General features: G+C 36.6%; 24 protein-coding genes. 2 read left to right on the top strand and 22 right to left on the bottom strand.

The window, feature by feature from the left end; all coding sequences use genetic code 11:
• Nucleotides 1-277: 277 nt before the first annotated feature.
• From ACYSNU_RS09170 to ACYSNU_RS09250, 17 genes are all read right to left on the bottom strand, one after another.
• Nucleotides 278-1,387 carry a ClbS/DfsB family four-helix bundle protein gene (locus ACYSNU_RS09170; RefSeq protein ID WP_461736929.1) on the bottom strand — a complete coding sequence of 370 codons (1,110 nt, stop codon included), beginning with the start codon at nt 1,385-1,387 and terminating at the stop codon, nt 278-280.
• 126 nt (nt 1,388-1,513) lie between these two features.
• A complete protein-coding gene (locus tag ACYSNU_RS09175) occupies nt 1,514-1,978 on the bottom strand; it encodes a hypothetical protein (protein ID WP_461736930.1) in 465 nt (154 codons plus the stop codon).
• A gap of 56 nt (nt 1,979-2,034) precedes the next feature.
• Nucleotides 2,035-2,952, bottom strand: a complete 918-nt coding sequence (locus ACYSNU_RS09180; protein WP_461736931.1) for a hypothetical protein — start codon at nt 2,950-2,952, stop codon at nt 2,035-2,037.
• Nucleotide 2,953: 1 nt separating this feature from the next.
• Nucleotides 2,954-3,850 carry a YwqG family protein gene (locus ACYSNU_RS09185; protein ID WP_461736932.1) on the bottom strand — a complete coding sequence of 299 codons (897 nt, stop codon included), beginning with the start codon at nt 3,848-3,850 and terminating at the stop codon, nt 2,954-2,956.
• Nucleotides 3,851-3,864: 14 nt separating this feature from the next.
• Entirely contained in the window at nt 3,865-5,826 is a 1,962-nt protein-coding gene (locus tag ACYSNU_RS09190; protein WP_461736933.1) for a leucine-rich repeat domain-containing protein, read from the bottom strand.
• Nucleotides 5,827-5,965: 139 nt separating this feature from the next.
• Complete coding sequence (locus ACYSNU_RS09195) at nt 5,966-6,217, bottom strand: hypothetical protein (protein ID WP_461736934.1); 252 nt, start codon at nt 6,215-6,217, stop codon at nt 5,966-5,968.
• Between the two features lie 753 nt (nt 6,218-6,970).
• Entirely contained in the window at nt 6,971-7,456 is a 486-nt protein-coding gene (locus tag ACYSNU_RS09200) for a DUF1307 domain-containing protein (protein ID WP_461736935.1), read from the bottom strand.
• 378 nt (nt 7,457-7,834) lie between these two features.
• Entirely contained in the window at nt 7,835-8,458 is a 624-nt protein-coding gene (gene lepB, locus ACYSNU_RS09205; protein WP_461736936.1) for a signal peptidase I, read from the bottom strand.
• Between the two features lie 194 nt (nt 8,459-8,652).
• The gene (locus ACYSNU_RS09210; RefSeq protein WP_461736937.1) at nt 8,653-9,333 is read right to left on the bottom strand and encodes a hypothetical protein; all 681 of its coding nucleotides are present in this window, start codon (nt 9,331-9,333) and stop codon (nt 8,653-8,655) included.
• A 24-nt stretch (nt 9,334-9,357) separates the two neighbouring features.
• Nucleotides 9,358-10,503 carry a DUF916 and DUF3324 domain-containing protein gene (locus ACYSNU_RS09215; RefSeq protein ID WP_461736938.1) on the bottom strand — a complete coding sequence of 382 codons (1,146 nt, stop codon included), beginning with the start codon at nt 10,501-10,503 and terminating at the stop codon, nt 9,358-9,360.
• Nucleotides 10,504-10,626: 123 nt separating this feature from the next.
• Entirely contained in the window at nt 10,627-11,481 is an 855-nt protein-coding gene (locus ACYSNU_RS09220; RefSeq protein ID WP_461736939.1) for a WxL domain-containing protein, read from the bottom strand.
• 77 nt (nt 11,482-11,558) lie between these two features.
• Nucleotides 11,559-12,365: a WxL domain-containing protein gene (locus tag ACYSNU_RS09225; protein WP_461736940.1), complete on the bottom strand. Its 807-nt coding sequence runs from the start codon at nt 12,363-12,365 to the stop codon at nt 11,559-11,561.
• Nucleotides 12,365-12,691: an LPXTG cell wall anchor domain-containing protein gene (locus tag ACYSNU_RS09230; protein ID WP_461736941.1), complete on the bottom strand. Its 327-nt coding sequence runs from the start codon at nt 12,689-12,691 to the stop codon at nt 12,365-12,367. The genes ACYSNU_RS09225 and ACYSNU_RS09230 overlap by 1 nt, the downstream gene beginning before the upstream one ends.
• A 52-nt stretch (nt 12,692-12,743) precedes the next feature.
• Nucleotides 12,744-15,458, bottom strand: a complete 2,715-nt coding sequence (locus tag ACYSNU_RS09235; protein WP_461736942.1) for a hypothetical protein — start codon at nt 15,456-15,458, stop codon at nt 12,744-12,746.
• Nucleotides 15,459-16,009: 551 nt separating this feature from the next.
• The gene (locus ACYSNU_RS09240) at nt 16,010-16,414 is read right to left on the bottom strand and encodes a helix-turn-helix domain-containing protein (protein WP_461736943.1); all 405 of its coding nucleotides are present in this window, start codon (nt 16,412-16,414) and stop codon (nt 16,010-16,012) included.
• Nucleotides 16,415-16,426: 12 nt separating this feature from the next.
• Nucleotides 16,427-16,759 carry a hypothetical protein gene (locus ACYSNU_RS09245; protein ID WP_461736944.1) on the bottom strand — a complete coding sequence of 111 codons (333 nt, stop codon included), beginning with the start codon at nt 16,757-16,759 and terminating at the stop codon, nt 16,427-16,429.
• Between the two features lie 287 nt (nt 16,760-17,046).
• Nucleotides 17,047-18,150 carry a tyrosine-type recombinase/integrase gene (locus ACYSNU_RS09250; RefSeq protein ID WP_461736945.1) on the bottom strand — a complete coding sequence of 368 codons (1,104 nt, stop codon included), beginning with the start codon at nt 18,148-18,150 and terminating at the stop codon, nt 17,047-17,049.
• A 706-nt stretch (nt 18,151-18,856) separates the two neighbouring features.
• Between ACYSNU_RS09250 and ACYSNU_RS09255 the strand changes: the two genes are divergently transcribed.
• Nucleotides 18,857-20,341, top strand: a complete 1,485-nt coding sequence (locus ACYSNU_RS09255) for a sensor histidine kinase (protein ID WP_461736946.1) — start codon at nt 18,857-18,859, stop codon at nt 20,339-20,341.
• Nucleotides 20,331-21,119, top strand: coding sequence for a LytR/AlgR family response regulator transcription factor (locus ACYSNU_RS09260; RefSeq protein WP_461736947.1), 789 nt, complete (start codon nt 20,331-20,333; stop codon nt 21,117-21,119). The genes ACYSNU_RS09255 and ACYSNU_RS09260 overlap by 11 nt, the downstream gene beginning before the upstream one ends.
• A gap of 485 nt (nt 21,120-21,604) precedes the next feature.
• On the opposite strand, the gene ACYSNU_RS09265 is transcribed toward ACYSNU_RS09260, so the two are convergent.
• The 5 genes from ACYSNU_RS09265 to ACYSNU_RS09285 all read right to left on the bottom strand — a co-directional run bounded on the left by ACYSNU_RS09265 (nt 21,605) and on the right by ACYSNU_RS09285 (nt 26,957).
• A complete protein-coding gene (locus ACYSNU_RS09265; protein WP_461736948.1) occupies nt 21,605-22,690 on the bottom strand; it encodes a hypothetical protein in 1,086 nt (361 codons plus the stop codon).
• 578 nt (nt 22,691-23,268) lie between these two features.
• The gene (locus ACYSNU_RS09270; RefSeq protein ID WP_461736949.1) at nt 23,269-24,234 is read right to left on the bottom strand and encodes a siderophore ABC transporter substrate-binding protein; all 966 of its coding nucleotides are present in this window, start codon (nt 24,232-24,234) and stop codon (nt 23,269-23,271) included.
• Between the two features lie 14 nt (nt 24,235-24,248).
• Complete coding sequence (locus ACYSNU_RS09275; RefSeq protein ID WP_461736950.1) at nt 24,249-25,007, bottom strand: iron ABC transporter ATP-binding protein; 759 nt, start codon at nt 25,005-25,007, stop codon at nt 24,249-24,251.
• A 22-nt stretch (nt 25,008-25,029) separates the two neighbouring features.
• On the bottom strand, nt 25,030-25,998 hold the full coding sequence (locus tag ACYSNU_RS09280; protein ID WP_461736951.1) for an iron chelate uptake ABC transporter family permease subunit: 969 nt from the start codon (nt 25,996-25,998) through the stop codon (nt 25,030-25,032).
• A complete protein-coding gene (locus ACYSNU_RS09285) occupies nt 25,995-26,957 on the bottom strand; it encodes an ABC transporter permease (RefSeq protein ID WP_461736952.1) in 963 nt (320 codons plus the stop codon). The genes ACYSNU_RS09280 and ACYSNU_RS09285 overlap by 4 nt, the downstream gene beginning before the upstream one ends.
• Between the last annotated feature and the right edge of the window lie 21 nt (nt 26,958-26,978).

Genomic DNA, 26,978 nt, shown 5'->3' on the forward strand with positions numbered 1-26,978 from the left:
CATTTGTTGTTTAAATTCTTTGGTGAATGTTCGGCGTTGTCTGTTTGACATAAGATGTTCCCTCCAGTGTGTTTCCTTCTAGTTTACACACCACATCTTTTCTGTCTAGTCTAGTGTAGCCTATCCATTTTTATTTTCAAAATGTTGTGTTGTTATCCGCAACCTTTTATAAATTAAAACAAGCTTCTCATATAGAAAGCTATTTAGTGCTCTAAACTAAAAGAGATCACTTAAATGATTTCTCGTCTATTAATGAAAAACTAGTTTTCAGTAGCCTTCACTTATCATAATCTGCTAACTCTCTGACAGCTACTGCATAATGATAAACAAGCACTGTAGCATAAAAGAAGCCTTTTGTAGTTAAGGATTTAGTCCAGCCTTTTTTCGTATACAGCTGATTTTGGGGTTCTTGATTCAGTTGCATAACAAGCCGTTGATGACTTGTTGCAAAACTCTTCTGAATTTTGTTCAGACTCAGCTTAGTTGTTCCGTGTTCCAATATATTATTTTCTTTGATAGCTTTCCTGAATACCGTATCAAGAATCTCATAGCTTTCCCATTGATTGATGTACTCTTCTTCATTAATTTTGAGCATCACATTATTCCAGTCTGTTAAATAGTAGAGCAGGTCTATCACTTGCAGTTCCTCTTGAACGCTTAGATGTAATTTTATTTTGTCGACTATCGTGAGGATTTCGGCATACTTCACTTGAGAGGATTTCGCTATTTTTCTAACAGACGAAAAGACTTGAACTTGAGAAAAAATCTCTTGTTCTGCCAAAACAGGTATGGCTAAATCCCGATTTTTATTCGTATCATATTTATTTTTAAAATCACACTCAATGTCCTCAATGATTTGGGTGGATTCCTTGTCTAAATCGTCAGAAGGGAATCCTGTGGTTGTCGCTAAAATATCCTGTCTGTTAATTTGATAATTCCCACAAGATATCTCTTGGTTGTGGCAGACTTCGTAAAGGGTTTTTCTAATTTCAGTTAAAAACTCAAAAGGATTGTCGTAAAAATCCAGATATTCTTTGAAGGCAATACCAACATTTTGATAACCAGAAGAGGAGGGCTCAAGAACAATTGAAAATTGTTTGAATAACATTAATAAGTCGGGATGATAAAACTCGATATAGGATTTCCTAGAAAGGAAAGTTTGGTAGAAGTCCACTCTATTCTTAGAAAAAAAGTACAACATTACATCTGGTTCACTCACATTTTTGTGATTCAGGTTACTTACAAAATTTAGCTCCTCCAGTTGTTCCTTCAGTACAGCCATATCCTCTTTATGATTAAAACCCATCAGCCAAAAAAGCGGTAGTGTATTGTTAGACTCAAAAAAAATTCCCTCTTTACTTGCCAATAGGTATGAACGATTCCCCATAATAAATCCTCCTAAATAAAATAGCGAATCATTAAGCACAATTCACAATTAGTATTAGTTGCAATAAAATGACATCCCGTCCTTCATATAAGACAGAGCCGACAGTCACGAAGCTATGCTCAAAAGTTACACGGTATCTTTTCCCGACAATAAAGCTCTCAATTCAAGGAAAGTTTCAGGGCCACTATTACTTCCATAGATTGATTTCACTTCGTCATTTTGAAAATAAATGTTTAACATCCATTGATAGCCGTCCATCATATCTGGATCAATATACTCCTCCTGCCAATCACAAGTCCCTGTGTCTAAAATATCTTGTTCTAATTCTGGAATATCCTCAATTTTAGAAACGGTAAAATCACTTTGAGGGATTTCATCAAAGTCAGTTGGATTTTTATCTCTACTTACCAAATCATTTTCATAGAGCTTTCTGGTTCCATTTTGAAAATCTACTTCCACAGCATCCACGATTAGGCCAAAAGTTGACCCTTCATAAGTAATACGTCTGATAACTCCCGCTTCCCTCTCATTAGAAGTACAGGCAGATAGTACGGCAACAATAAAAATCATCAGGAGACCAATTTTTTTCATTTTAGTTCACTTCCTTAATAACCTTACGTTTTAATCCGCTTATCGTTCTTTCTTTTTTAAAGAGTTTTAAAAAAACGAATCTCTGCTTTAAGCTCCCGTTTTCTTTTCTTCAACTGACTAACTTCTTTTAGCAAATTAAAAACAACATAGCCTGAGCCAATACCGATACTGCCAAAAATAATGCGAGCAAAAATAGCTTTTACCGTATCCAATCCTCCCTTTAGAATTTTTGATTCTTGTGGGTTGATTACTACAGAAGAAAACAAGAGCAAAATGAATCCTAATAGACAGACAGGAATTAAAAATTCGAAATAAGTATTTCCTAATTGCGAGCGGACTACTTTTAGACTTTCTTGATTCATCTGCAATTGTCTTGCTTTAGTGAACTGCAAATATTCCTGGGCCTGTAAATCTAGTGGTACTTCACCATAGTCAGACAGATAGTTATCATAATTTTCAACATCTTGCTTCACTTCATAAACATAGTATTTCAAATCAAATTCCATAATCTCAACAAGCAACTCAACCTGATTATCCCTCATAATAAAATCTTCAGGATTACTCCGATCTTGACACAAAAACATTGATTTTAAGCCGTAAATTGAAACCTCACAACTGTATCCCTGCAAAATTTCATTTAACCACATTAAAAATTTTTGATAGCTCATCAGACCTGACTCACCCATTCGCTGAAGATAGCCATTCATTTGTTGCTCATGATTTACTTGGTCCAGTTTAAAAGACAGGCCATCCTCTTCATAAACGTACTCAAGCCCTGCAGCTAGAAAAAACAACTCCCAATAAAAGGGAATATAATTTTCAGAATAGATGGGTTCATGTTGCTGATTGTTTCTGTTCAAATAAATAGTCATGCCACTTTCAAAAGTTGTCTTCTTTTCAATCATCTTTAATCCTTTCATCAAATGACACCTTCCCCAAAAAACAATGACTAACTTGAATCCCTTTGACGTCAAGCTAGCAACAATCCCAGTTGTAATACACCTTTGAAAAATTTTTCTTCAACAGGTCATCTCGAGAAATAAAGAAATTTGCTACCCCGTTGTCTCCCCACATAAGCGACATCTCGGGACTCCAAAAACTGTCAATTTGTAATAAAACTGTATCAAAAGATACTGCTTCTTGATGATTTCGAGGTTCATCTTGAGTAAAAAATGGATACCCTCCGAGTTTACTGCATTCATTGTTGAAGACTGATAATCTGTTTACCAGCTCTTCAACAATGATTTGATTTCCTTCTGTTAATTGATCAAACCATTCAATCAACTCATTACCAAATTTTTCAGTGAACTCAAAACAGTTACTGGCTAAATACTCTGTTTGAATTTCTCCAAAAAGTTGATACTCTCCGCCTACGAGAGGGTAAAGCGCCTCTTCATACAAAGGCTTTACATGATTTTCAAGAGTTGCTCTTAATTGTGATACTGCGGAGTACTCTTCAAAATAGAAAAAGCGAAAACCAGTTTGGCAAGTGTGATCAGAAAAATCCATACCATACATATCATCAAAAAAATCTACATAAATAGCTAGGAGGCCAGTGTGTGGAAAGTCTCCTAAATGTGGTAACTCATCAAAATTCAATTGTGCAAGTGACGATAAAGATTGGTTCGTTTCTGAATTGGTAGGGTAATCCAGACCTATTGGTAAATAGCCCACTCCACCTAACTTACTAGCTGTTAAAGAGAGCTCACCAGTATTCTGAAAAGTCAGTCTTAATGATTTCCGAGGATAATTCTTAATTTGCCTCTCAACCTCTTGCCACAAAGTTTCTAAAACGGCATCATCTGTTTCGTCTTGAATCTTGTGTGACGTATTTCCTTTTTCCCTACTAAACAGTCGTTTTAACCATTCCATTTCGCTTCATCCCCCTACTGTTCAAGGTAAACTGTTTCTGGCAACAAATCCAGATTTGTCACTGGATTATTTTTGAGATTCACTTCCCGAAGTTCAACTAGAGAAAGCAATGGACTGACATCCGTAATATAATTATTTTCAGCATCTAAGACTCGCAAATTTGGCAAACTAGCGGCAAAGCTAATTGACGAGAGTTTGCTATTCACCAAATGAATTTCTTCTAGACTAGTAAAGGTTCCAATAGCACTGCCTAATGAGTCAAGACCTACATCAGACGCATCGTATTCAATACCACCTGAAGTAACATCGATAGACATGCTATCAGCTATCTCAAAATATTTCAGATTAGGCATGTTAAAACCCGCATCCAAATTAAAATTGACTCTCGTACCCTCGCCAAGTATCAATGTTTCTAGCTGAGATAATTGAAGGAGATCTATTTCTTCCCCTGGAGGATAATCATTTTTGGTATCATTTAATATTAATGTTGTTAACTTACCCATTCTTCCTAAGGCACCTTCATTAGTTAGGCCTACAGATGTCCCTGATATAGATAATTCCTCAATGTTTGGAATACTTGGTAAAGGGTTTAAATCCACACCAAGCCAAATCTTTAGATTCAATGTCGTTACAGTAGGAGAATCTATAATCATTCTTAGCCCTAAATCGTCGGTGGTCACCGTAGTCAAAAGAGGTAAAGTTGCCAGTGAAGCATAATTTGTATGATCTTCTAACTTGATAAATAATTCTGTTAAATTGGTCAAACTAGCCAATGCTGTAACATCATTTATCTCAGGAATATCATCAAAATGCAGATTTAATAAAGTCTGCTTGTCCCGAAGTGGCTCCAAACTTTGAATCCCACTGCTGGTTAACGATAAATGTGCCAAATTAGGCATGTTTTTAACAAAACTAAGATCTTTTAACATTTCCACTCTAGAAAGTGTCAGGCTCTTTAAATTCACCAAGCTGAACAAAAATGAAAATTCTGTTACTTGGTTATAAACATCCAGCTTTAGTTCCTCCAGATTGGTTAAATTTGCTAACCAAGAAAAATTGCTTTGTTCGCCGGCATGAACCGACAGTTTGGTCAGCTCCGTTAAATGCGAAAAAGCAGTCATATCGACTTCATCTGAAGCATAAAAAATTTCCAATTGTCTGAGATTAGGAAAGTTTGACAAGTCATTGACTGCCTGTGTATTGTAAAAACTAGCCTTAAGTCCCTGAAGCTGGCCTGCATCCGGCAATGCTTGCGCCACCATAGAACTGCTTTGATTGACTGCCTTTCCATAAAAAACTAAATCCTCCAAGCCAACCAAAAAATTCGTAGCAGTCGGTTCCTGCGCTCCATAGGCATCACTCACATCTAGATAATTCAATCCTTTAAACGCTGTAAAATCTGCCAAAGCCAGCTCATTTGAGGAATCAATAAAAATCGTCTCTATCGGATAATCCCGTTGTCCAGTCCACTCCGTCAGAGAATAACTGAAATTCCAGCCAGAATTAATGCTCACGGGCGCGATGCTTATGTATTTTACTTGAGCCAATTCTTCAGTGGTAATCGCAGAAAGTGGCTTTTTAAAAATTTCTTCAGCTAATCGAATCCCTGCCGTAGAATTAGGTTTAGCTAGCGGAGCCATCAGATTTTTCGAAGTACCTTCTAGCGATAGCTTATCTTCAAAAACACTAGTTAAATAGATAGTAATTTTATCGGCGTTAGTACCTAGACCAATAACAAGTAATACCATGAAAATAAACACCATCACAATAAAAGTTGTGAGTCTCTTCCTCCAACCATTTTGTTTTTTGGGATGTTTTGGTACTGATGTTTGCTGGTAATTGTTAACAATAATGTAGTCTGGTGTCTCATCATCAATCAAAAATCGTGAGCCACAAGATTCACACTCCAACATATCTGGAGCAATTTTTTTTAATTTCCCGCCACAGTTAGCACACTTCATGTTGATAATTTTCATCTTTTTCTCCTTTGAACCTTATCCAAAAAATCCCCTGAGCAAAAAGGCTTGGAAGCTACTATTTTTACGATAGGACACTTCCAAGCTACTTTTATACTATTTCTTACTCTGGCAATTAGCAAGATTTTCTGTCTTGTAACTATTCTCCAATTTTTTTCCTTTTGGGTAAAGCTTCAAAAAAAAGCAACCCACATAGAACCAACTGAATGATTGAAGCCGGAAGTACACCTACTAAATCATACAACCAACCAATAAATCTAGGAACTTGAAAACTGTACGGTAAATTATTTGTCAGATCTAAAACCATAACAAGACCGGCCCCTATAAACCATAGAGCTGAAAAAAATAATTGTACCCACTTAATTGATGTCTTTTTACTTTTGGATTCCATTCTGAATCACTCCTCTCTTTTAAGTCAATGAGTAATAAAAAGATAGATCTTCTATCCGATAACCAATTTCCAACGAAATATTATTTATAATTTTTCAAGCTTGGGATACCTAATCAGAAGCAAACTCGACACAAATCATCTTATTATTTATTATGCCGTCAAACTTCTTGAAGAGCTTTCCATCGATAGCATATCCTCAAACACCCTCATTAAATAAATAGTAGTCCTGATAACATTTTACCTAGTTCAAGAAAAATAACCCTATGAAAATTAACACCATCAAAACAAAAATTGCTAGCTTCCGCCTACCGCTCTTCTGATTTTTAGAACGTTTTGGCGCACTGGGAAAACTGGTAATTGTTAGCGATAATATCATTTGACTTTTTATCATCATTTAAAAATCCTGAGCCCCAAGCTTCACACTCAAGAATATCCAAAGCAATTTTTTTGAATTCTCTCCCACAATTTTCACACTTCACGTTTATAATTTTCAGCTTCTCCTCTTTAACTCTGATTCAGCTACTAAAAATGAACTCACTCCATCTCCTATTTTTACTCACAAATGGAAACAGTAATAAAAAATAAGCAAAAATCCCCTTCGATACATTTGTCTCTATTTCAGAATATTATAAACTATTTTGTAAAAATAATCTTATTTTTATAAAAAACTAAAAGAAACATAAAACGTTATCAAAAATGAGAATCCATCAGGGGAAGTTTGGAGATGGTAAAAAAGAAGAATAGTGATTCCCACTATTCTTCTTTATACCCTGCATTCTTCAAATAGTTAACTAAATCATCGTACTTCAATTCTTCAGCATCTTCTGAAGTACTAATGCCTAAAGCAGACAAACTACTTAGAACTTCCGAATCTGCATTCGTCATGTCAACTGTCATTGTTAAAGTAAATGTATTATCTGAAAATTCATTTACAATGGTTACTCCTTCGCTTCCATCATATCCCTCCGCTCCAGATGCAAAAGATTCCTCAACCAAAGCCTTATCTTCATCACTTAAGTTAGCTGTATCTAGGCCCAGAGTTGCTAAGTCAAAGCTTTCCACTATTTCTATTTCTTGAATTGTTTGCCCTTCATGAGTAACAGAAATCTGTCCTTCTGAAGCCCCCTCAACTGATCCGCTAAAATGACTTGTCTCAGCAGATTCCGCACTCCCGCCGCAACCAACTAAAATTAGTAAACTGACTCCTAACACTCCTACCATATTCACAATTTTTCCCATTTTTCTCCTCCATCTTTCTAAGTAAATTGAACCCCATTGATTTTTTTCCAAACAAAATCTCAGAAATTCTGTCAAAACCAATAATAAATTAACACTTAAGCACCTTTTCAAATCTCTATCTAATTCACAAATCTTTTTCCGTTTAAAACTCGTAAACAAGAAAAATTATTCTCCAATGCAAAAACAAAAAGTTTACTCAAAGTAATGCTAATTTCTGCCTTATAGATTTCAAAAAAATGGCAGCGTTACTTGAAAGTAATTTAAGCCAATACTTTTTAAAATGTTCTGCTAGCTCTCATTTCGCATTAGTTAATAATAAATAATTCATTTCCCTCTCAAAAATTTTTTTGTCTTACCATTAATCTTTTCAGCTTAAAATTATTTTGAAATATTAATCAAATCAGGTAAAATCCCAAATGCTGTTAAATCATTAAGGGGTAAAAAACGCATTTTCACCACACCAATAATCTTATCTTGAACTACCATGCCATAATTACGGCTATCCGTAGTATAGGGGCGATTATCACCTAAAACTAAGTAAGAATTATCTGGAATATAATTTTGTCCGTTAATATCAGCGGTGATGAAATCCTCCGTATACTGACCTTCACTCCGTTGAGACTCATTGATTTCATCAATAATAAATTTTTCATCAATCTCTTTTCCATCTACATAAAGCACATCATCAACATATCGTACCAATTCTCCCGGCAGACCAATTACACGTCGAACACTAGTATTACCACCCAGTCGAAAACAAACTAAGTCAAACCGTTCTATATCACCTCGTCGTTGAACTAGAACTGTATCGCTATCCCTTAAGGTTGGAATCATTCCAAAGCCTTTGATCTCAGCCACTCTAAAAAAATATGAACCTACTAAAGCAAAAACAATTAGTGTTCCTAAAAAAATAAGCAAAAAATCTCGAAGTCCACTGGCAACTTTCTGAAAGAGTAATTTTCGTCTAAAAACAAATCGTCCTGCTTTAGAGCTTCTCTTCAAAGTTCTTTTTTCCCTTCTTGATTGAAGTGAGTTCTGCTTTCTTGGAGTCTTAACTAATTTGTCCTTCTGCTTTTCTTCCCCTTGTTTTTTTGAGTAAGTCGTCTTTTTTTTTACTGAACTCTGTTTATTATTTTTTGACTTTGTAGAGAGCCTAATTTTTGTAGATGAGTGGTTTCGATTTTTTTTAGTTTAGCTCATCCACCCTCACTCATTTCAGTTTCTAGAGCAGTTTGATTCACTTTATAATACTCAAAGGCCGCCTCTTCATATCCCATCGTTCGCTCTACATCCATTTGAAATTCAGCTACTAATTCAGGGTTGCCATAAAAATTCTGGCTTTCACGGGTTGCATTAATTCCCAGCTCTGAAAGTGCATTAAAATATTTATTTAATATGGACTGTCCTTCAACAGTATTCAAGCTACTGGCAGAACTAGTGTTGTAGCTGGAAAGGTTTGTTGCAAGATAACGAATATTTTGTAAACTCGCTGTCTCATCTTCAGTCTGATTAGCTGCTTTATCTAATTCTTGTTGAAAATCTCTCAACAAAAAATATGAACGTCCAATGGCATTCTCATCATCTGAAGTCAGACTGATTGCTTGATAAAACATAGCATAATAGGTACCCCCACCAGCAATTCCCATCAAGATAAATAGAACAACCATTCTGACTAAACTTTTCTTTTTCTGACTCTTGATTTTTTTATTGAGTGCGACTAATCGTTTCCGTTTCCTTTTGTTTTTCGGTAGCTTATCAGGAATTTTTTTTAACTTCCTGCTCTGTGCTAAGAATTGAAGGAAAGAAAGGAGGGTAAAGGCTGCCAAGATAACTGTAACAGTAGCCCCAATCATTACAATCCATTCCAATATGGTCATCTTTTCACTCCTATTCTCATCGTACTATAGCTTTTTTTTCTTGGAGGAACTTTCTTTTGATGACACTTTCCTTGAATCGTTTTTCACTGTTTTTTTCTTTTTGATCTTGGCTTTTTTCTTATTACGAATATAACGAATCACAAAATATACGACCAAGACAACCACAATAAAACTACTAGCAATGATGGCAATCATTTTCCAATCAATTCCAGTATCTTGGACTAATCCGACATCCCGCTCATTGTATTCACTAGCTTCATCTTCTGTTATTTCGAAGTCCTCTGTCCATTCCCATTTATCTCCTTCAACTGTGGTCACCACCACATGTGCCGTATAGTTCCCAGCAGTCATTCGATCACCGTTCATGCTGATGGGATACTCAATGAAAGAATTTGGGGCCATTCGAATTGAGGTAGTTCGAGACTCATACAATACCTCGTTGCTCCCTTGAGCTGTAATCTGAGCATCAATATTCATTCGATTTAAAAAATTAGCAACTACATTTGAAAAATTTATAAAAATTGTATTCCGATAATTACTTTGGCCAGCATAGGCCTGATTCCACTGAAGTTCTGGAGCCAGAGTAACATCAGTTTCCTGCAAAAGGATTGAAATGACGTAAGCATATTGATTAATCACCTGTGAGCCGCCCGCTTGCTCGGATTCATTGGTTTCTTGATTTGCCTGCATCATCTGCAAGCCGCCAGCAATTACTCCATCGTAACTAGTCTCCGGCATTTGGACATTTAAAGGAACCGTTTTAGTTTCTCCTGGAGCCAGTTCAACTGACTCCGGTCCAGTTACAACATCCTTAAAGTCAAAAGCTAAAGAAGCATCATTTTCAATACTATCGTTTGCATATTCGATAACACCGTTTTGATTTGTTTTGGCTCCATTCAATGCCAAATTTACTGTTACTGGGACATCACTCGGGTTTGTCAGAATCAGATTAATTGTTTGTTGTTGCCCCGGATTCATCATCAAATGATAATAACCCAAACTAGTATCCGTCTGGTTTTCAGGATATTCTAAATTGTATGTAAAATTGCCACCACTTGAGGTTCCTGAGGTCTCAGTTGCCAGCACCTTTTGTGGCATTATCATTATTGTAAAAAAAAGAATGCCTAGCCATACCCAAAGTAGATGTTTATTTTTATTGTTCACACTCATACGTTAATCCTCATCAATTTTATTTTCGAACTTTGTATTAAAATATGTATGATTCTTATGTAACAAAGAAGATAGCAAGCTGATGGAACTCATCAGCCTGCCATACTCTTTGATTAAAATTTTTTACGCAGTTCTAGCAATAGACCAAGTAACAACAGCAGTATAATCTGAAGTTGTTTCCATGCTAGCAGTAGTTGCAGCAGGAACTGTTAACTTAACAGATGACTTATCCGTATTGGCAACACCCGTGTAACCTAAACTGTTGGCAGCAACTGTATAACCAGCACTTTGACCAAATTCAGCAGTAAAGATTCCTTTATTACTTGAAGGATTTACGACTACTGGCTGATCAGTATTATAAGCTAACGTAAATGAAGTGTTAAAAGTTGTTGGCGCCACTGCCCCTTCTGTTTGAGTCGCTAAAAGCCCGTTACTGAAATCAATAGTTGCACCTTCTAATACATGGCTTGTTGCGTTAGTAAATTGTGTGCTCAATTTAGCAGAAACTGTATAATTCCCTGTTTGCACACTATCTTCAATATCACCAAACTGTACTAAAGCACCACGAGTAACTTCAGTCAAGTTGGCAGGGTCAGTAAAATCTGCCCCTTTATCGTACACTTGTACCGTTACTGGGGATGCATATAAACTCTGTAAGGTACCAGTATTTTCCAAGTAAGCTGGTTGACCAGTTTTAGTTGGCAAATTGAAGTTGTAATCTGTGGTACGCATCAACACTAATGGACCAGTTTCTGGGTTTTCATTGATATCATCACCTTCATCAGGGACTAAGATGTCCTTCTCATCATCTTCCGGGTCTCCTAAATCAGTTCCAGGCGTATCAATCACACCTTGTTGCACCTTTACAGATCCAGTTGATGGCAGCTCTGTTTCAACTGCGCTTGCTGCAGTTGGTCCTACAACTGAAGCTCCTACTGCTGCGACTAGGGCAGCTGCACATAAACGTTTAAATTTCATTTTTGTTTCCTCCTATATTTCCCTTTTTTATTTACAAATGAGGTTCCCCTCAGCTTGCCTATGATAAATGTATTGCTTTAACCAGTGGGTCCAGCCTCCAGAGTCCAAGTCAATGTCGTGGTGTACTGAACCGGATAAATTTTAATTGCATCTGGTACTGACAATGAAATTGCAGAGTTACTATACGCAGTCTTATTGAACGTCGAGTCCGTAACTGGCTGTCCATCGTCATCTGTGAGTACTGTCAAAGTATTATCTTGCCCTGAAATGTTTTCTCCAGAAGCACCAAAGGAAATTGTCCAAATTCCAACACCCTGTCCACTTGTGGCCGAAGCAACTGTGTATGCTGTTCCCATCTCGTTTATCGCCAAAGTATCTCTTGTAACAGTTGGCGCTGAACCTGTATATGCTGAATTCGCCCAGCCTTTGTCGAAGGATAAGACAGCACCAGATAGCTGTTGACTGTCTAAGTCTTGAATAATCGAGCTATTAAATTGACTATCTTGAGAGAGAGTCAAAGTCCAGCCTTGGGCATCACTCCGTTGGTCAGTGACTTGAATATAATACCCGCGAGCATTTGTATCATTGTGGAACAACTGAGCTAAGGAATCATATTTTCGATTCGTTTCAGTAATTTTTGTTGCACCAAAATTTAAACTTGATACAAAATCGATTCGCAAATCTCCTGTTGTTGAAGGTCCTGGACCTGGGTCAACCTCTTCGCCAGGCTTTTCCGGGTCTTTTGGTGGTGTGACTTCTGAGCCGCGAACTGTGACTGAGCCGCTCCCACCTAAAGCACTTGCGCTTACCGAATGTTGGTCAATTGTTAACGATGCGAGGAGGCAAAAACTAAAAAGAGTTGCCATAATTGTCTTTTTCTTCACTATGCTTCCCCCTCCTTCTCGTTATCCTTTTTCTTACGATAGAAAAGGAATAGTAGTAGCACAAGCAACAAAGTGCCGCCAATTAGACTATAATTACGGATCACTTCTCCAGTTTGCGGTAGTTTCCCACCCGGTGTATCACTTGTATCCGGCAATACCGTACTACTAGATTCTGTCGTACTACTAGACTCTATTGTGCTACTACTGGTGGTTGAATCCGTCGTTTCTTCGTAAAAAGTAATTTGACTATCATTTTGTACTTGCCCCCCAGCATCACCCGCTGCATAAACTTCTCCAACACTCCCGACAACTCCGACTAACATCATTACGAGGCCTAGGAGTAAACCTATTTTCTTTTTCATTTATCTCCCTTCCCTTCTACGGCTGCCCCGCGATGACTGTCCATGTTACTGTTCCTGTGAATGTTCCCACTTTGCTACCAGTCCCAGAAATTGATGCTGGATTATAAACCATTTTTAATCCAGGTTGTTCCTCTGTAGCACCCCAACCACTAGTGATATTAGTTCGGCCGTTTGTAGCATTTACAAAGACATTCTGATTTCCACTATTTAAATCAACTTTTGTACCATCCTCCATGATGTAAATTAGTGCATCAGCCAGAATAGTTGCCCCGTTCGTCATATCAGTCGTCACAGCGGCTTGTAAAGTCCAACCGTCCGTAGTCGTAGCACGCAAGTCATTTACCACTAAATCACCAGTAGTTACTGGGTCATTAATTTGTTTTGTACTGGCATCATAATCAATGAGTCCAAAATCAACCATTGATGGTGCTGATTCAAGGAAGAGCTGGCCAGTTATTTTATATTTAACTGTTACAGCTGCAGTGTCGACCACTACGTTTCGTTCATTTGTTGGACGAGTGGTAATTTCATAACCTGCATCAATCAGCTCCTGTAATCGCCCAGTAACAGCGGCATTCGCTAATAAATCAACATTATCATTGATTTGAGCCCCAATAGTGACTGTGTAACCTGGCATGATTACATCACTCTCGTTGTAAAATTCAACGGTTATCGTAGCATCCGACGTATAGTAAACATCAATTGTATTGCCTGCCTCTTTAATGGTTCCAGAAAAATCACTAATCGAAACAACATCACCTTCTACTTTAGATAAAGACAGGCTACTATCCGCTAATAAGTTAGCAGAAATCTCATTAATAATAGTTGTGTAATCATAAGTGTCGTTTGTATTGTAGTAAAGAGTAACTGGATTTGAGCCGTTAAAATCAGCATTCGAACTACGGATACTTGTGCTACTCAGCAATGCATCATAAGGATCATGAAACGAGATGATTATTTCCGTTTTTATATTTGTCAGGACATCTGCAGAGTTTGCCGAATAATCCAAAAGACCAACTTGACTGTCTGCTTTGTTTTTGGAATTCATAGCTGATGTTCCTAAAGCAAGGTCTAGTTTCCCTTTAATTGAATCGGTCGGCTTAATTTTATAAGTTACTTGAATTGAATTATTTGCTACTGAGCCACCTAATAGTTCTAAATATCCCGCTACATTAGTATTACTGATAGTTAATACGGAAGTATCCACATCTAATTGATAGCCAGCAGTTACACTACCTGTCCAAACATCCCCATCCGATATTACTTGGCTCAGAGTCTGAACCCCGGCATTGTCCAGAATAGAAATAACCGTGCTGTTGCTGACTAGTTCATAACCGGCTGGAATAGCGTCAGTCACTTGATTTAGTAATGAAAGTCCCGTTTTCTGAGTTAAGTCGAGAGTCACATCAACCGTGTCACCGACTTTTGGATTATCATCACTCACAGATTTTTCTATGCTAATATCAGCTGGATAAACAGTTACATTGGTTTCACCAAAAGTATTTGTCGTTGAGTAGGTACTTGAGATAGTCACATCATTAATAAATTCAGTTGTATCTTCTCCTACAACAACTTGATAGGTATACTCAAACCAATTACCAGGTTCAATGATATTTGCAGCATCGTTAAAGGTAAAATTGGTTCCATCCATTGAAGGTGTTGGCGTTGAAAAAGAGGCCAAATTACTATCAAAAGAAAACTGATTATTCCAAGTATTCGTCTGTAAATCTTCTGAAATCGTCGTATTTCTTATTGGAATGGTCGTCCCATCGTCACTATTGTTTTCAACACGCACTTTATATTCCAAAATATCGCCCGGTTTCGCTTGTGTGTAACTTGCGTAGTCTTCGGTCGAGACACTTAAATTCTTAACTTTTCGATCAACATCAATTTGTGGTTCATTTGGCAGCTTAGTAATCATTACCCCAAACGGATTTCCAGCTAAGTAGTTAGAACCAGTAAATCCCCATGTGACTAAACGATTTTCAGCCGACCAGGGAATTTCCCAATCTACCGCACCGGTAAATGGTTCTGAGTTAAAATAGTCATCAATATTGATGTCTGGCCAAGTTTTAGTAGAGTAACTATAGTCAACGACACTTAAGTCGTTGTTATAAATCGGCCCCCAAGTATAACTCAAATCCCCAGTTTCAATATTGGCATAATCTCCCGGTGCTCCATCTGGAGACCATTTAATATTTAACTTTATCCAATGATTAAACCATGATGATTGTTCACTAGTATCACCAACTGAAGTCACACCATAATGCTCAAAATTATCAATCACATAATTGATTGGTGCTTCCCCATCTCGAGAAGTCCACAAGCTACCAGAAGTCGCAGTACTTGCCATCCCAATATGAGGCCACGATAAATCTAGATCAAGATTCCACGGATCTGACAAGAGTTGTAAGTCGTAACCTAAACTAATGCCTTGATTATCTCCATTGTTCACATAGGTATCCATCTCAACGGTAACGGCATTATAAATCATGGAGACACTGTCTCGTTCATAAGGATAGACGCCAATCCCACCGCCTCGACCGCCAATAGCAAGCTCATAAGCCGGATCCCTTTGTAAAACAAATGATATTCCATCACCAATTCCGTAAAAAGCTGCATTTGTATTTCCAAGATATATATATGCTTCAAACTCAAACGGGTAATTTAAGTTCAGCTTTTGGTTATACCAAAGAGTGGATTTTTGGTTTTGAGATGCACCATCGTACAAGACCAGTACATTACTTCTCTCGTTACTTAAATAAGCATTATTTCGCGTGAAAATATTAGAAGAAGCATACGTTTGTGGTAATGTAAAAGCATCTCTAATGTCTATATTGCTATCTTCAGCATCTTCTGGTACAGAACTCTCAAATCCATTGGGCTCCGGTCCATAAGCTGTATATGAATCTTGCCCTTGATTTACAATTACACCACTAGCAAAAACGGATTTCCCTCCAATAACTACAGATAGTCCAATCACAATCATACTTAACAAAAACGGAATCCATTTCATCTTTCTATTTTTCATTTCATTCACTCTTCCCTCCTATCCCATTGAGCCCGCTCTAAAACATCACATCCTGCAGATGTTTTATTGGCAACTGTCCATTATCTTTTATGTTGCCAAGATAACCAACAAGCCCCTCCTTTCCCACTAGACTGATGTTTATCTCTAATAACCAATGAGAGATATATATTTTCAAACATGAACATCATGTTTAAAACAAGTTTCGTTTAGTCATCTTCACTCGATTTGACCAACTCTTTCTTGGAGTTTGGCTAATTTGCAGCAACAAAATCTTGAATGACCTTCTCATCAATATATTTTGTGACAGTGTTACAAATCGAAATGCTTAAAGCATAGCCTTTGTTCCAATGTGTAATCACAGAATTTTCATCAACTCCAAAAGATACCATTTTCCTTTTTAGTCTTCCGATTAGTTGTGATAATTGCGTTAAGGTGGAATTAGAAGCATCCTTCTTCCAGAGCACCCGACTTAATTCTGTTCGAGAGACAAACTCTCCTTTGCGTCCGTATAAAATACTGAAAAGATCTTTTTCTTTTCTCGATAGACTAGTGATAAAACCTGCGACTATCGGCACTGGGATTATGACAGCAACATCATGATGATTCACTTCGTCTCCTAAAAAATCATAATGGGATTCTTTATGAGGACCAATCAACGATTCTCGAATTTACGTTAAATTCATCGCTGAGTTGATAAACTTAAGTTGTTGATCTTCTTCAAAGGATTGTAAAGAATCCTTTGCTGATCGCTCATTTTCAATTCTAAAAAAAGCAATATCAATTGTAGAGAATGCTTGTAAAATCTTTATGACCTCCTCATTCACAACACTTTCACTAAAAATCACAGTTTTAAAAAGGGTAAAGATATGCAAATTTTGTTTTAGAAGCCTTGAATCTAACAATTGGCTTGAGCAAAATACTTCATAACCAAGTTGTTGAATTTTATTGGTCCATTCTGTATCTAAAAAGATATTCCTGGTCAATAACAGAATCTGTTTCACCTCTTTACCTCCTTTCAATTCCCTGTTCTTGAAAAATTTTCGAAAACAAAAAAATCCTTTAAAAATCTACTCAATCTATTGATATTAAACATTTTGTAAACTAAAATTGTGTAGCTAGATTTTTAGCGCATTTTTCTCATAACTACCTACTATGAGAAGATTCAAAATCGCTTGATTCTCTTAAACTAAAATTACAATGACGGCGATGTTGACTGCTAAAAAATGATTTGCAAAAGAAAATAAATGTTCATTCTGACTTAAGAGAAGCATGATAACAGCTCCATTTTTTAGTATAGTTTATTGATTTTTTTCATTTCTTGGATTCGCTGTTCCATTAGCGAATCACTATATGTATCTAAAGTCAGCTTTATCGATTTATGTCCTAAAATCTTACTTAGACTCGCTATGTCCATTCCTTGCTCCACACAACGAGTCGCAAATGTATGTCTCAACACATGAAAATGAATATCAGAAAAACTTGTATCTGCAATGATTTTTTTAAAGCGCATGCTAATAATGCGTGGCTCTGCAATACCATATTTTGTGCTGATTACTGGAACACTTTTATCTTCATTTCGATGGGGAATTAGGTAGTCTTTTAATGTATCAACCAAGGGGATTAAACGCTCCGAGTAAGTGGTCTTGGGAGAATCAATAATCAATTTAGTTTTTTGGGGGCCTTCTTCCTGATTCACCCGTATGACTGTTTTATTGACTTGAATAAGATTTTGTTCAAAATCAATGTCACCCCAAGTTAATCCACTAATTTCACCTATTCGAAGGCCTGTGTACAATGAAATTAAAATGGGTAGCCCCTCCTTTGAGTTGTTTTTACTTGCCAAATTCTCTAACTCTCTTTGTTGATTTAGGCTAAGTGCAGCAATGTTTCTTCTTTCGTATTTGGGCAAAGAGACCTTTTTTATTGGATCAACTTTTAAATATTCTAGCTTTAGTGCTTCGTTGATTGACTGTTTTACTAAGCTAAAAATCAGTTGAATACTTTTACTGCTTAAGCTCTTTTCAAAAAGCGTATCAATAAATTCTTGTAAAATTACTCCATCCAGTCTTGAAAAAGGAACATCGCCCAAAAAAGGAAGGATATGGATACGTAGTAAACGCGAGTAACTGCTAGCAGTTGATCTTTTAATTCGTTTTTTAATACTAGGGAAGTAGAAATTAGTCAGCCAATCACCATACTTTTGATTGTTAGTTGAATTTTTTTTTAATTTGATTGCTTTGATTTTTAATGGAAGAAGCCGGTCCTTCACATCATCATATTTTTTTCCATAGATGTAGCCATAAATAATTTTATTTTCGCTGGTTCGGTCTTTTATATATCTCCCCTCCCAGCGGCCATCTTTTCGCTTATAAATATTTTCTCCACGTTTCATTCTCAACCATTCCTTTCTTCTGACGATTTCTTTGACGGCTTAAAGAAAAATGAGCTTCAACTCTTGTCAAATCAATGTTTTTCCGTTTCTATTTGTATTAGAATTTTTCCATTGTTAAATCACACTAAAAAACTTTTTATAAAAATAGACACTTTTGAAATTACCATTAATTTTTCTTCACAATTCTTAATAATTTAAATAAAATTAGCATTGACAATGAAAGAAATTACATTTAAACTTAAACTATCGACAAAAAGAAACCTTTAACAATCATTTTTCTCATAGTAGGTAGTCATGAGAAGCTAATTTATTTATCACAATCAATTTCATATAATATTTCCAGCAACCCATTATGCACAATCAAATGGGTTGCTTTTTAATTCCCAAAATTTTATCCATTACTTAACCAATCATAAAAATCTTGCCCCACAGAATTTTGATTACCTACAAAGTATATCCATCCAATTTATGATAAGGCAGAGAACCGTGTGAATAATGAACTATTCTAATAAGCGTTTTAAAAAGACAAAAAGAAACAACGTTTACAAATTCTAAACGTTGTTTCTTGAAAAATATCTTACACTGCAACTCTAAAACGACTAAACATAGTCAGTATAATTATAAATTTTAATAAAAAATAATCTTTAAATGTTATAATGATTTCAAATCTTGATTTCTATATAATTTTTGTTTTAAGGAGATTATTATGCTTTATTTTTATACTCAATTAATGCCTAGTGGAACAGTATTTTTAACCTTCTTATTCCAAGTAGCACCAGTAATCATTGGTTACCTTGTGACAATCCGCTACTGTCTACCACATAAAACCTCAGTATCATTATTGCTAATCTCATCAGTACCTACGTTTATTTTAAGTGGCTTGTTTACCCTATTCCTTCGCCTTTATTTTCAGGAGATAATGGTAATTCACAATATTTTTGTTATTGTCTGCCAGTTTTTCATACTCTTATCTCTATATTTAATTTATCATCGTGGAAAAACAAACGTTTTCCTAAAATTTTTGATTATTACTTTTCTAATTATAATCTGGGCCAGTATTTTTGAGTACATTCGAATTTTTTTATTGTATTATTTCCCCTCCGTTTTTATCTCTGTTTTTACTGTGAATTGGTTTTTTTTAAGCCTGATAGCTTTTCTTTCTTTGGTTAAACTTCTTTTAGCATGGATAGCTCACTTAACTGTAAAACACTTAACTTTAACAATTCGATTTTTCTGGTGTCTATTAGTTGCCTTTTCTCTATTTCAATTATTTGTCCAAATCAACGCCGTAACAGGTAGTTACAAACATGATTTTCCTTTAGTAATTTTTTTGTCTTCAGAAAATTTAGCATATTCTTTTTTAAAGCAACTCGTCCCTTCTTCTGTTTTTATTGTAGAAAATATCGACCGGGTTTTTCCTCTTACTACACTTTTTACAGTCACAGCCATGCTGTTCATCTGTACTTTTTTCTTTCTACTATTTATAAATAGGTATCGAAAACAAATAATAGTTCAACAAAATCAACACAGTTTTGAGTTATCTCAGTACCTAAGCACTCTAGAAACAATGTCTAAAGATATTCGGAAAAATCACCATGATTTTAGCAATATTTTATTTTCACTTGGTGGTCATATTTTTCAAACACCTATTGATGATTTGAAACTAAAAAAATACTATCAGTCCGTCACACAAACTTTCGAAAAAGATTATAATCACTTTCTTGAAATTTCCAAATTAAAAAATATAGAAATTCCAGGATTGAAGACCTTGCTCTTCGCTAAAATAATGGTAGCAAATAAAAGTGGGGTGCCACTTCATTTGGAAATTGAAAAGCCTCTCTCTGATCTCCCTTTAGATGAACTTGCATTATCAAGAATCTGCGGCATTTTACTTGATAACGCCTTAGAAGCCTCAGTTGAGAGTTCATCACCGTTTGTGCATTTGGCATTCATTGAAGACAATCTTCATATTCTTTTCATAGTTAGGAATGCAGTGAAAGAAGAGTATGCTATTACTAATTTAAACCAAGAAAGCTTCTCCACAAAAGGGAAAAATAGAGGACTAGGCCTTTCGATTGTCAGAGAAATATTGGCCCAGAATAGACAAAAGGTCACACTAAAAACTATTCAAGGAGAAAATGAAATTCAACAAATACTTATTTTTGAGAAGGAGTTTAGTTATGGGAATTAATATCTATATCGCTGAAGATAATCCTGAACAATGTGATCAATTAGTTCAAGCAGTCAAAAATTACACCTTATTTTCTAACTGGGAAATGAAGATTTCTGGGGTAGCTGATTCTGGAGAAGACTTACTCAAGATGATTGACTATAAAAATCAATGGAATGTTTATTTTTTAGATATAAATTTGGTTCAAGGCGATGAGATTGAGAATGGTTTTACATTAGCTCAAAAAATTCGTACTTTTGATCCACTGGGCTTTATTGTTTTTATTACTGTTCGCTCTGAATTTAGTTTTTTAACCTTTTTATACCGAATCCAAGCTTTGGATTTTATTCTCAAAGAATCCACCGTCAATATTCAAGAACGCGTACATAGTTGTTTGAAAACAGTTGAAGACCGCCTGAGTATGCTGTCAGATGAAAATACTATTAATTTAAGTGTTGGAAACGAAATCCAATCATTTATTACGAAGGATATTCTTTATATGGCGGCTAATAAAAATGCTGTATTATCCTTATATACACTTCAAAAAGAATACCCCATTTATCAAGAGACATTAACCGGCTTAGAGTCAAAACTCGGTGAAGACTTCCTTCGTAGTCATCGTGGTTTCTTGGTAAATAGACGAGCAATTTTACAAGTTTCCAAAGATTTTAAAGAAATCATTTTAATTGATCATTCGGTAATTCCCATTTCAGCTAGACAGAAAAACCGTATCAAAAAAGCGATAAATCAAAATCTCGAAAACAAGCTAAATTATACGTTGAATCAAATCAAAAGCTAATGATAGCTTCTACTCATTTTTTCCGTTGCTCGAAACAGTGAAATTAATTGTAGCTACACATCTATTCTTACCAGTCCTAAATTCGTCAAAATACAAGTGATTGAATCTTCTGACCTGCTTTAGCTAGTCAGATAGCCTGTTCTAGGAGGCAACTAAGCTTAGACTGGGGAACATTGAGAATAATAGTAATCACGAACCCATCTTTGATTTTTTGATGCATGCTCAATTTTACTTCTTCAGTTAGACAAACGTGATTTTGTAATAAAAAATTGACAAATATTGGCTATAAATTCCTCGAGAAAAATCCTGCTTTTATTCATTTCTAACAAAAATTAAAGTACAATGGAAATTTTAACAGAACAATTATCTCACCAAAAATTTTTTCCTACCAAACCAACCCCTTAGTCAATTGCAAGCTAAATAAATCGGTTTTCGCAAATAAAAACAGCCGCCAAATCTTATTCTGGCGGCCCCTTGCTAATACTTTATCTGGCGTAATTTTCTATTTCATTTATTTTCTCTTTTAACCACATTAAATTATCTGATTCTATTAAAAATTCTCCTAAATTAAGAGCTTCGCCTTTAAATGAAATAACCTCGTCAATCAACTTGAGTGATTTTTTTTTGTCTCCATCATAAAAATATGCTTTGACAGCCAGTACGCGTTTATTACTAAATGTTTTTATTTCTAAATACTTATTCAATTTCTTATCTTTGATTAACTCAGCTAATCTTTCATCTTCAGGTCTTCTGATTAGTAAATAGGAAAGCATCTCTTTTTTTAATTCTAATTGATAGGGTATAACTAAGTCCTCTTTGTCCTGCCATAACCCTTCTAGAGCTAGGATAACCTCAGCCCAGTCTCTCTTTTCCATGTCTCTTCCAAAAATCAAAAACTTTTGATAATCGTTGAAATAACTATATTCAGGATTCTCAGCAATTAAATTAAAGTAAGCATTAGGTAAATCCCGATACCTTTTACCTGGGGTCATTTGCGCATTACTATCAAGCTGTAAAAAAAGTAAATCTTGATTTTCTATGGAAGAATTAGCTATTTTAAATGTGCTTCCGTCATTAAATCCTGATGGAATCAAGTTCATTAAACCGAATACACAACCGATTCCTAAAAAAATACTCGAAAACATTGGGAAAATTGGTACCAAACTAATCATCAATAAACTAGCCAAAAAGTTAAAGAGCACTCCACCTGATAGATACAACTTGTAAACAAAATTCTCTTTTTTTGGTGGTATCAATAAACATTGTCCCAGTGTACCTGGAATTTTTTGTCTTGATAAAATCATATTATTATTGTGCTTCACTAAACGCCATGAAAAAATTCTAAAGCTCAAAAATTTGTATCCTGTTAAAAGTCCCATTGTAAGATGTCCTACTTCATGAATAATTACATGAAGTACAATACTTACCATAAAGAATACTCCGGCTAATAAAAAATCAATTGGTGTTATTTCTCCGTCACCAGTCATCATTCCAATGAAAATCCCTAATAAAACACCGACTATCACATAGCAGATAAAAAAGAGAATTGATTCCATATTTATTTTTTTCATGCCCCATCCCCCTCTATCTAGTTTAACATAATGTAAACCCTAGTTTTTCTAAAGGGAATAGTTCGCTTTTTTCACTTGGGATAAGGTGGCTTATGTTGATAGCTGAGTCCATAAATTTTAGAGTTTATCTACTTACGCCTTAGACTGTTTTTAGTTGATTTAGCATAATCGAATTATATCTGGTTATCTAGTGGAAATTCTATTTTAATAACTACTTTTGTCTATAAAGTCTCAAGTCGAGTACAAAAGGAAACCCGCCAGCGGGGACTGGCGGGTTAGGAGTAAAAAATGAAAAAGTGTTTTATTGGGTTTGTTTTATTGGGATGAATTCATAATAGCCTGAAATTGTGAATTTTTTTTGGTCTTAGTGTTCCAAAATTTTGAAAAAATGCGGGTGATTCTATGACCCCCGTCGTCAATGAGCCACCTCCCCCACCCCAACTTTTTGCAAAAAAGCAAACACAAAAAAAGCCTAGTCCAACCAGCTTTCTCAAAAAAATTTCAAGCAAAGAAACCAGAAAATTTCTGAAGTAGCTGATTAAAACCAGACTTTTTAAAGGCTTATTGAAAGTTAAAAATTACTGAAAAGCTTGTTTGACGTCATCAATCATCAATTGGACTGATTCCAGACCGCCGCCGCTGAGGTACCAAACTTCTGGATCTAACATAATCACCAGATTATTTTGGCCAGCTGTCGTTTGTTGTACTAGTTCATTTTCGGCAACGTTGTTTTGGCTGTCATCACCGCCGATGGCTTGGGTTCGGTCAACGACAAAGATGATGTCAGGGTTGGTTTCCAACACATATTCAAAGGAAACACTTTGACCGTGAGTGGAAGCTTCGATGGCGTCATCGGCTTCTGAAAAACCAAATGTGTCGTGGATAATGCCAAAACGAGAGCCAGCACCATAGGCCGATAATTCTCCTTCATTGGCTAATAAAACTAAAGCATTCTTGCCATCATCGGTTGCTTGTGTGTGGACTTCGTCAATTTGCGTTTGCAGCTCAGCCAGTTGGCTTTCAGCCTCGTCTTCCTTGTCGAAAATTTGGCCCAAGGTTTTGACATTGTCTTGAATTGAGTCCCAAGTATTTTCGTAGTCAATGCCCAGATAAATCGTTGGTGCAATAGCTGATAATTGATCCAAATAGTCTGCTTGACGTCCAGAAATAATAATTAAATCAGGAGCCATTGCATTAATTGCTTCAATATCCGGCTCTTTGATGCCACCGGCTGACTCGACGTCGGCATAAGCATCTAAATAAGCTGGCAAATTGCTGACAGCTGTTCCGACGACCGCATCGCCAGCTCCTAAAGCATCAATTGTGTCTAAGGAACCCATATCAAATACCACAACTTTTTCTGGATTTTGCGGAACCTCAACTGTGCCGTTAGTATCGGTCACTTCAATTGTCCCCGCTGATGTACTGCTGCTTGTTGAAGAAGCAGTCTCACTGCTATCAGTTGTGCCGCTGGTGGTGTTGCCGCACGCAGCCAAAACACCTAAACTCAACACAATTCCGACACTTAACAAAAACTTTTTCATTCTTTTTCCTCCATTTAGTTAAAATACATACAAAAGCGCTTGCCCTCAATTTCACACACTTTAATTTCCATCCCGTATAAAGGGTTTAATATTTCATTTTGAATCATTTCGTCGGTGGGACCGTTGGCAAAGAGCTCGCCGTTTTTCATGGCGACGATTTGATCGGCATAGGTAGCCGCAAAATTAATATCATGCAAAACGACCAACACAGTCTTACCCAGCTCATCGACTAATTTACGTAAAATTTGCATCATCTGCACCGCATAATTCATATCTAAATTATTTAACGGCTCATCCAATAAAATATAATCTGTGTCCTGGGCTAAAATCATCGCAATGTAAGCCCGCTGCAGCTGACCGCCAGACAATGTATCGATGTAATCGTCGGCCATTTCGGTTAGCCCTAAATTTTCTAAAGCTTCCTCAACTAGACGATGATCTTCTGCCTGCAAACGGCCTTTGCTGTAGGGAAAGCGGCCGAAATTGACCAAGTCCCGCACGGTAATCCGCAGCGCAATATGATTTTGTTGTTTCAAAATCGCCAGCTTCTTGGCCAGCTCCTTTGACTTCCAAGCTTTAATTTCATTATGGTCCAAATAAATTTCGCCGGTATCTTGAGGAATCAAGCGACTGATAATCGACAGCAAAGTGCTTTTACCGGCACCGTTTGGCCCGATAAAGGCTGTCAATTTTTGCTTTTCTAAAGGTAGCTCGATGCCCGAGACCACCACCTTATCCCCGTAAGACTTTGAAATTTGCTTGATATCAATCATCTTGCCTGCCTCCTTTAGCCTGCTAGTTTATCTGTTTGCGGGTCAAACGATTGGCCCAGATTAACTTGCCGATAAAATACGTGCCACCAACAAATTCAATCACGACACTTAAGGTTGTGTTCAACTGAAAAACTTGTTCCACTAAAAACTGACCGCCGATTAAAAAAATTATCCCTAATAAACTAGCGGCGGCAAACAGCCACCGATGGCGATAAGTCGCCAGCAATTGATAACTAATATTGCTGACGATAAAACCTAAAAAAGTTACCGGCCCGACTAAAGCCGTGGCCGTTCCCGTCAACAAGCTGATTGCCAGCAACAATAACAGCTGAACTTGAGTAACATTTAAGCCTAAATTAATTCCCTGCTCCCGTCCTAGATGCAGCACATCTAAATAATGGCTGGTTTTTAATAAGAGCAAGGCTGTCACGCCAATCAAGACTGCTGCCCATAACAGATGATAACTATTGACGTTGTTGAAGCTGGCAAATAACCGTCCCTGCAATAAATCATATTCATTGGGATCCATCAGCACTTGTAAAAAAGTGCTGAGACTACTGAAGAGCGTGCCTAAAATCATGCCAATCATCAGCAGTAAAAATAAATTATTTTGACTATGTTTCAATAAAATATTGCTTAAGAGTAGACTGGCCAGCATGGTGATGGCGATATTAGCTAAAAAGAGACCGGTTCCCTCCTGCGAGAGCATGCTGATGCCGCCGACTGCAAAAAACAGCAGTGTTTGAACAACTACATATAATGAGTCCAAGCCCAAAATATTGGGAGTCAGAAAATGATTCTGGGTCATCGTTTGAAAACTGATGGTGGCAAAGCTGGTTGCAATTGCCACTAAGATAAAGGCGGCTATTTTTTTTCCACGAATCTGCAGGGCAAATTCGAAATTCCCGTGGGTATTATACGTCAAATACAACAGACACATCACCAGAGCCGCCGCTGTCAAAAAACTGATTTTCAGCATCATTTTTTTCATGCGTTACTCCTTTGGGGCTGATTTTTTTTCGTCAAGAGATAGATAAAAATCAGACTGCCTAAAATCCCCGTAATCACACTGACGGGAATTTCATACGGAGGAATGACACAGCGGGCGATAATATCACAGGCAATCAAAAAGATGCTGCCACCTAATGCGGTTAACGGCAGTGTTTGTCTGAGGTTATCCCCGAACATCATGGAGATAACGTTAGGCACAATCACCCCTAAAAAGGGAATCGACCCCACCATAATTAAAGTGACGGCACTAGCCACTGCCACTAAGAAAACTCCTAGTAAACGATAGAGAGAATAATTTAAACCTAAATTTTCCGCTAAGTCTTCCCCTAAGCCGATAATCGTAAAAGCGTAAGAAAAGAAATAGACGCAAAGAAAAACCGGTATCGTCAAATACAATAACTCATAGCCACCTCTAGTAATCGTTGAAAAATTTCCCTGCAGCCAAGCGGACATATTTTGCACTACTTGATATTGATAGGCAAAAAAAGTCGCGACAGAACCGATAATATTTCCAAACATCACACCAATTAAAGGCAGCATGACTTGATTTTTTCCCGGTAGAATTCGACTTAAGGCTAAAAAAACTAAGGTTCCTAAAAAAGCAAAGAGAAACGCCACAAGACTGCGGGTGAAGATGGAGGCGGTCGGCAGCACTAGCATCACAAAGACAATTCCTAAACGGGCACTGTCCATTGTTCCGGCAGTTGTGGGGGAAACAAATTTATTTTGGGTCAAATGCTGCATCACCAAACCACAGATGCTCATGGTGGCGCCAGCCAAGAGCAAACTGATTGTCCGGGGAATGCGTGTGCTGAAAAAAATCAGCCGTTGCTGACCGTCATCAAAAAGCAAACCAGACAGCGACAAGTCATTGACTCCAACAAAAAAAGAAATAAAAATTAGTAAGAGTAGCAGACCGACCATTAAACTTTTTTTCAAAAAGAATCCTCCTACCCTTTC

Source organism: Enterococcus sp. LJL120, from assembly GCF_054871765.1.

Excerpts from the sequence above, each read along its gene's own strand:
- ACYSNU_RS09195 (WP_461736934.1), bottom strand. The coding sequence starts at position 6,217 with ATGGAATCCAAAAGTAAAAAGACATCAATTAAGTGGGTACAATTATTT.
- ACYSNU_RS09210 (WP_461736937.1), bottom strand. The coding sequence starts at position 9,333 with ATGACCATATTGGAATGGATTGTAATGATTGGGGCTACTGTTACAGTT.
- ACYSNU_RS09230 (WP_461736941.1), bottom strand. The coding sequence starts at position 12,691 with ATGATGTTAGTCGGAGTTGTCGGGAGTGTTGGAGAAGTTTATGCAGCG.
- ACYSNU_RS09270 (WP_461736949.1), bottom strand. The coding sequence starts at position 24,234 with ATGAAAAAGTTTTTGTTAAGTGTCGGAATTGTGTTGAGTTTAGGTGTT.
- ACYSNU_RS09170 (WP_461736929.1), bottom strand. The coding sequence starts at position 1,387 with ATGGGGAATCGTTCATACCTATTGGCAAGTAAAGAGGGAATTTTTTTT.
- ACYSNU_RS09275 (WP_461736950.1), bottom strand. The coding sequence starts at position 25,007 with ATGATTGATATCAAGCAAATTTCAAAGTCTTACGGGGATAAGGTGGTG.
- ACYSNU_RS09255 (WP_461736946.1), top strand. The coding sequence starts at position 18,857 with ATGCTTTATTTTTATACTCAATTAATGCCTAGTGGAACAGTATTTTTA.
- ACYSNU_RS09215 (WP_461736938.1), bottom strand. The coding sequence starts at position 10,503 with ATGAGTGTGAACAATAAAAATAAACATCTACTTTGGGTATGGCTAGGC.
- ACYSNU_RS09175 (WP_461736930.1), bottom strand. The coding sequence starts at position 1,978 with ATGAAAAAAATTGGTCTCCTGATGATTTTTATTGTTGCCGTACTATCT.
- ACYSNU_RS09260 (WP_461736947.1), top strand. The coding sequence starts at position 20,331 with ATGGGAATTAATATCTATATCGCTGAAGATAATCCTGAACAATGTGAT.
- ACYSNU_RS09185 (WP_461736932.1), bottom strand. The coding sequence starts at position 3,850 with ATGGAATGGTTAAAACGACTGTTTAGTAGGGAAAAAGGAAATACGTCA.
- ACYSNU_RS09190 (WP_461736933.1), bottom strand. The coding sequence starts at position 5,826 with ATGAAAATTATCAACATGAAGTGTGCTAACTGTGGCGGGAAATTAAAA.
- ACYSNU_RS09200 (WP_461736935.1), bottom strand. The coding sequence starts at position 7,456 with ATGGGAAAAATTGTGAATATGGTAGGAGTGTTAGGAGTCAGTTTACTA.
- ACYSNU_RS09250 (WP_461736945.1), bottom strand. The coding sequence starts at position 18,150 with ATGAAACGTGGAGAAAATATTTATAAGCGAAAAGATGGCCGCTGGGAG.
- ACYSNU_RS09280 (WP_461736951.1), bottom strand. The coding sequence starts at position 25,998 with ATGAAAAAAATGATGCTGAAAATCAGTTTTTTGACAGCGGCGGCTCTG.
- ACYSNU_RS09220 (WP_461736939.1), bottom strand. The coding sequence starts at position 11,481 with ATGAAATTTAAACGTTTATGTGCAGCTGCCCTAGTCGCAGCAGTAGGA.
- ACYSNU_RS09265 (WP_461736948.1), bottom strand. The coding sequence starts at position 22,690 with ATGAAAAAAATAAATATGGAATCAATTCTCTTTTTTATCTGCTATGTG.